We start from the raw sequence: 5,836 nt of genomic DNA, 5'->3' as shown, positions 1-5,836 counted from the left end.
ATGTCATATTTCTTCTCTTTTTGAATTTTGAAATCTTGTGCTTCGAAGGCAGATAGGTATTTTTGAATTCTATTTAAATGATTTACTTTTTATTTATCTTGAAGTGATCGATTTTAGAAAGCTCTTTCCTTTTGAAAATTCTTTTTTTATAAAGTAGCTCTTCAATGTTTTGTATTCCCCCACCCGGTATTTATAATTAATATGCGAACTAATTCTGTTTTTTATCTTATTCCAACCTTCTTCATTCCCTCTTCGTCAATCATCCTCTCTATATTTATCACCTGTAAACAACGAATTCTCTCTTATTTTCTTATGATCACAAAAAATCGTGTCATAATAAATAAAAATCAATGAGCAATAGGAAGATTGATTTTATTTTATTTTTTTCACTGAGACTTTGTACTTGATTTGATATACCCCCTATAGTATATTGGCAATATCAATTAAAAGGAGTTACTCTAAACTATGACTAAAAAAATCATTATTATTGGTGGTGTAGCCGGTGGCGCAACCGCTGCTACTCGCTTGCGTCGCTTGAATGAAGAGGATGAGATCATTCTATTAGAAAAAGGGGAATACATCTCTTTTGCTAATTGTGGATTACCCTATCAAGTAGGAGGCATCATCAAAGAACGTGAAGACTTACTTCTCCAAACAGCAGATGGCATGCGTCAACAATACGGGTTAGATATCCGTAATTTTTCTGAAGTAACTGAAATAAATCCACAGGCTAAAACAGTAACCGTCCTTAATCACCAAACAGGAAAAACATATCAAGAGACTTTTGATAAATTAATCATCTCAACTGGAGCTAAAGCAATCACACCACCGATTCCAGGATTGGAGGAAGCTTTAAATGTTTTCACTTTAAGAAACATTCCTGATATGGATTTAATCAAGGCTTATATCAAAGATCATCATGTAAAAACAGCTACCATTATTGGAGGTGGCTTCATTGGTTTAGAAATGCTTGAGAATCTGAATCATTTAGGAATTGACGTTCGATTAATCGAAATGTCTGCCCAAGTCATGCCCTCAATCGATTTTGAATTAGCGCAACAATTACATGCACAAATTGCATTTCATGGGGCAGAACTTATTTTAAACGACGGATTGAAATCCTTTAAAAATGAAGGAAAACAGTTAGAATTAACGAGTGGAAAAATCGTAGAAACAGACATGACTATTCTTTCTATTGGCGTTTCTCCTGAAAATACTCTTGCCAAAGAGACTGGAATTGATCTAGGATTTAAGCAAGCCATCCGAGTAAACGAACAACTACAAACGAATTATCCGGATATTTTTGCCATTGGAGATGTAATTGAAGTCAAAGATTTTGTCGATCAAAGTCCTACAAACATCCCCTTAGCTTGGCCTGCGAATCGTCAAGGTCGTCTTGTTGCAGATATCATCAATGGTATTCCTGCTACTTATTTGGGAACACAAGGAACATCTGTTGCCAAAATATTTGAACTCACAGCCGCTTCCACTGGGAATACTGAACGCTTATTGCAACAAAAGAATATTTTTTATCATGCAATCCATATCCATCCTAATTCTCATGCTGGCTATTATCCTGATGCCAGTCCTATCCATTTGAAATTATTGTTTGATCAAAATGGAAAGATCCTTGGCGCTCAAGCTGTGGGCATTGAAGGTGTAGAAAAAAGAATCGATGTGATTGCGACAGCAATGAAGTTCGGTGCGACAGCCGACCAGCTTGCAGCAATCGAATTAGCGTATGCTCCCCCTTATTCTAGTGCCAAAGATCCTGTAAATATGGCTGGATACACTGCAGACAACGTCCTCACGGAAAATGTCCAGATCGTACAGTGGCATGAAGTAGATCAACTAATCGAACAAGGTGCTTATTTCTTAGATGTGCGCGAAGAATTTGAACGTGCGATTGGTGAATTTCCTAATAGCAAACTGATCCCTTTAAACCAACTTCGCCAACGACTAGAAGAACTACCAAAAGATCAAACCATCTACGTCTATTGCCAAGTGGGCTTACGTGGTTACAATGCGGCAAGGATTTTACTACAACACGGATTCCATGTAAAAAATATCGACGGAGGATATAAGACTTATAAATTAGCTCATTACCAAATACCTGAGCAAACTTTATCTAATAAAAAAACAGATAAACAGGAACAAGAGCAAATAAAATTAGAACCAGCTACTGATTTAGAAACGATTGAAGTTGATGCATGTGGCCTTCAATGCCCTGGTCCTATCTTAAAAGTAAAACAACACATCGATCAAATGACTGAAGGTCAAAAATTAGTGGTGCAGGCAAGTGATTTTGGGTTCAGTGCGGATATTGATGCCTGGGCAAAAACAACTGGCAATACTCTCCTTACCAATGAGCTTCAAGGGAATAAAGTGGTTGCAACCTTGATGAAAGGCAAGCAATCAACTGATTCTCGTTTCGATTCATTACCGCAAGAAGGCGTTTTGAAGGAAACCAAAGACGGTGCTACAATGGTAGTCTTCAGCGGTGATATGGATAAAGCTTTAGCTTCAATGATCATCGCATCAGGGGCAGCTGCTATGGGCAAAAAAGTAACTATTTTCTTCACCTTCTGGGGTTTAAGTATATTGAAGAAACAAAAAATCAAGAAAAAAGGCTTAGCAAAAATGTTTGATCTGATGTTGCCGAATGGCGCCTCTTCTCTACCTATTTCTTCCATGAATATGGGAGGAGCTGGTTCTAAAATGATCCAAGCAGTCATGAAACAAAAAAATGTCGATCCATTACCCACAATGATTGAAAAAGCTCAAGAACTTGGCATCAAATTTGTTGCTTGCACAATGAGTATGGATATCATGGGAATCGAAAAAGAAGAATTATTTGATTTTGTCGAATACGGTGGCGTAGCTACTTATCTTGGTGATAGTGAAAACGCTAATTTAAATTTATTTATTTAAATGCATATGTATCAAAAATTTTCTATTTCCAATCGTTTTTTTAGAGCGTTCTATCTGCTTTGATTCATCAAACAAAAAAACTTCTGAAAAAATGGCACTACAATTTCTTGGACTGATGGAATATTCTATCAGTCCTAATTTTTTGTAAAAAAATAAATAGACATACAACAATTTTGATTAATAACTACTTCTTTTTCTAAAATATCTTTTTCTACTAGAAAAACTCCAAATGATTTTAAAATTCAAGTACGATTTAGATTATCCTTCTTAGACTACCTAAACACATCATTTATATCTTTAGCCAATTATTTGTCAATAGCTGTTCATTCCTCGTTCATTGGAGCTCAACGTTAATGTTTCTAATATCCTTACTCCATCATAGTCTTGTTTACCTTCATACATGATGGAGTAAAGTCCTATACCACTTGATTTAACGTTGTAAGTTTAATTCTTTCTGCTTATTTGTTGAGTGGATATGATTCTGACTCATACGGTTACTTTCTCCTTTACTACTGTTTACAAGACTTAAGAAACTTTGCTGTTTTGTAAATTGTACGGACGCTATGCCTGTTTGTTGACTAGAAAAGGTTTGGATTTTACTGTTCATTTTTTCAACAATGTTCAACAAACTTCGCTTAGTTATAGGCTCTATAAGTTCTGTGTTTATTTCTTGATTAGAGACAGATTGAGTTAGACAGTCGCTTTTTTCAGCCATGTTTACCTCTCTCTTTTCTCTTTTCAAAGTTGTTGAATACTCTCCTTCATTAGTCACTTCACTTTTTAGGTCAGGATTGTCAGTTGTTTGTTCTTGGGTCATTTCTAATTCTGCATCCTTTTCAAAGTCATAACTAACAAATACAAAAGACAGTGTTGCAACTATAAACATCAATCCATCACCTAATAGTTCTTCACTAAGACTTCTAGCTACACGAATTACCCCTTCAAAATCTCTTCCTTCCGCAAAATCCCTGATAATGATCATTACCATCTCTGCATCACTTATCTGTAAATTAACCCGTAACATATCATTTTTTTCCGTTTCTCTCCACACGGTCCTTCGTGATAAATCTGGTCTGTTTTGATAAAGGGCTAGTTGTGTCACAAAATTGTTATAACCCTCAGATTTAAAAATCAGCGGTCGTTTCATCTTATATTCCTCTAGTAATATTTCCCCACTTTTTATGATACCTTTCGGATATCTCGTGTATTCAATGAAATCTTGAGTATCCGAAGTAATATGAGTGACTTCATGCATGATTACTTGACTTTTAGGTTCAACTAATTCTTCTCCTGAAATGATGGTCGGATCTAAGTGGAAGGCATCTGCAAAAATAGCTAATCGACATTCCGGATCCTCTGGAAACATTAGTGCATTAGTACTTACATATTCCATATATCGTGAGCGATATTTTTTTGAGCCTACTTGCGGAACTAAATCAGTGGAAACAATCAGAATATTTTCATAACCCCAGTCTGCTGTTTTTTGAAGGAATTCCATCCCTTTTTTTGAGATAAACTCCAATCTTTTCACAGCTTCCAATAAAATGGGTTCTGGATCTAGGACGCTCTCTAGGCCAAACAGTTTGATCAAATATTGCCCTTGTGGAGTTCCTGCAATTCTTTCTTTCGTTAACAACTCTTGACACACCTCTAGTGACTTTTGAAATTGATTCTGTGCTTTCGTATAATCTTTTATCAGATCAAATAGGAATGGTTTAAGAAAGTTTGGTGCATCATTGAAATTAATCCCTTTATATATTCGAAAGTCAAGTGGCGACTTTTTAGGCAAATTTTCAATAATCTGTTTCAAAAGACCTTCCTTTAGCCATTTCTCATTATTATAAACAACAGGAGTCGATATTGGGATAAACGATGATAGAGGGGCCATGGAGACATTATAAGTTTCAAGTCTGGCTATGATTTCCCCCTCCACTTCAAGATCTCGGGCATTTCTAAATTCATTCCATTCTGCTCCTCTTCCCGGCGGATCTGGCATAGTTTTAGGTGGCGGAAGTTCCACTTGTCTTCCAATTCCCTGTGAGGGTCCAGCTTCAACTTTACTTAGTCTCACGCCTTCCCTCAATTCCTTATCTAAACTTGTCTCTAGACGAAACAGTTCATTTTCTGGCTCAAATAGCAAAACGGTCATCGGCTGTTGGGTATCTTTTTTCACTAAATGATACCAATCCCAATCCTTATACAGTACAATAAGAGGGATATAGTGATCATTGATTTTGATATAAGATCTCCCATATTTATTCCACATTAGTGTCTGTTCATCTGGGGCAGAAAGAGCACTTGGATCCTTGATTGATTCAAATTCATCCATTTTATTCGCCAATTCTTCTGCTAATTTTTTCGACACAAAAGGAGAAGTCGCTGGTTCAAAATACCATTCTTTTCCGTTGAAATTCACGGGGTAAACCTTCTCTCCTTCTACCACGTCATAACGCACACCATGCTCCTCAATGGGGGTTATTCTCACAGGAACCGTATGACCGTCTATCGTAATGAAATATTTGGTTTCTTTGCCTTTTTCTGAGACAGACATGACTTTCCCACTGCCATAGGCATTGGGATTCAAATTGGGTTCAACTACAAAAATCTGATCTGGGTTAATTTCTTTTGTTAATCGATTGATCAGCGCTTTTTGTTCCTTCGTAAATGAGGCAGGCTCCTTAAATCTCTCTAATCGGTCCCCCCTCAACCAGAAAGGATTGCCATAGATATCTCCGCTTCTCAGATCCGTCACCAACCGATAGGACTCATTTTCCATCCGTTTGACAGGAACTTCTAAGCCTTTTCCAGGTAAGTAAGTCCTGATGACATCTTTCGGTAACGTAGGTGTCTCCTTTACCAAACCGTCAATTTTTTTCAAAAGTTGTTTGACGTTCTTTTTTACCCA

At 36.7% G+C, this 5,836-nt stretch carries 1 protein-coding gene and 1 pseudogene; one reads left to right on the top strand and one right to left on the bottom strand.

The annotated features are described in order from the left end of the window. The first annotated feature begins 465 nt into the window (after window positions 1–465). Complete coding sequence (locus tag A5844_RS00015) at window positions 466–2,931, top strand: FAD-dependent oxidoreductase (RefSeq protein WP_086283032.1); 2,466 nt, start codon at window positions 466–468, stop codon at window positions 2,929–2,931. A gap of 430 nt (window positions 2,932–3,361) precedes the next feature. Here the strand turns inward: A5844_RS00015 and A5844_RS14045 are convergent. Beyond that, window positions 3,362–5,836: pseudogene (locus A5844_RS14045) on the bottom strand (hypothetical protein); the annotation flags it as partial.

Source organism: Candidatus Enterococcus wittei (assembly GCF_002140175.1).
Taxonomy (GTDB): domain Bacteria; phylum Bacillota; class Bacilli; order Lactobacillales; family Enterococcaceae; genus Enterococcus_B; species Enterococcus_B wittei.
The sequence above is the reverse complement of the archived record's forward strand: the minus strand, read 5'-3'. Positions and strand labels throughout refer to the sequence as shown.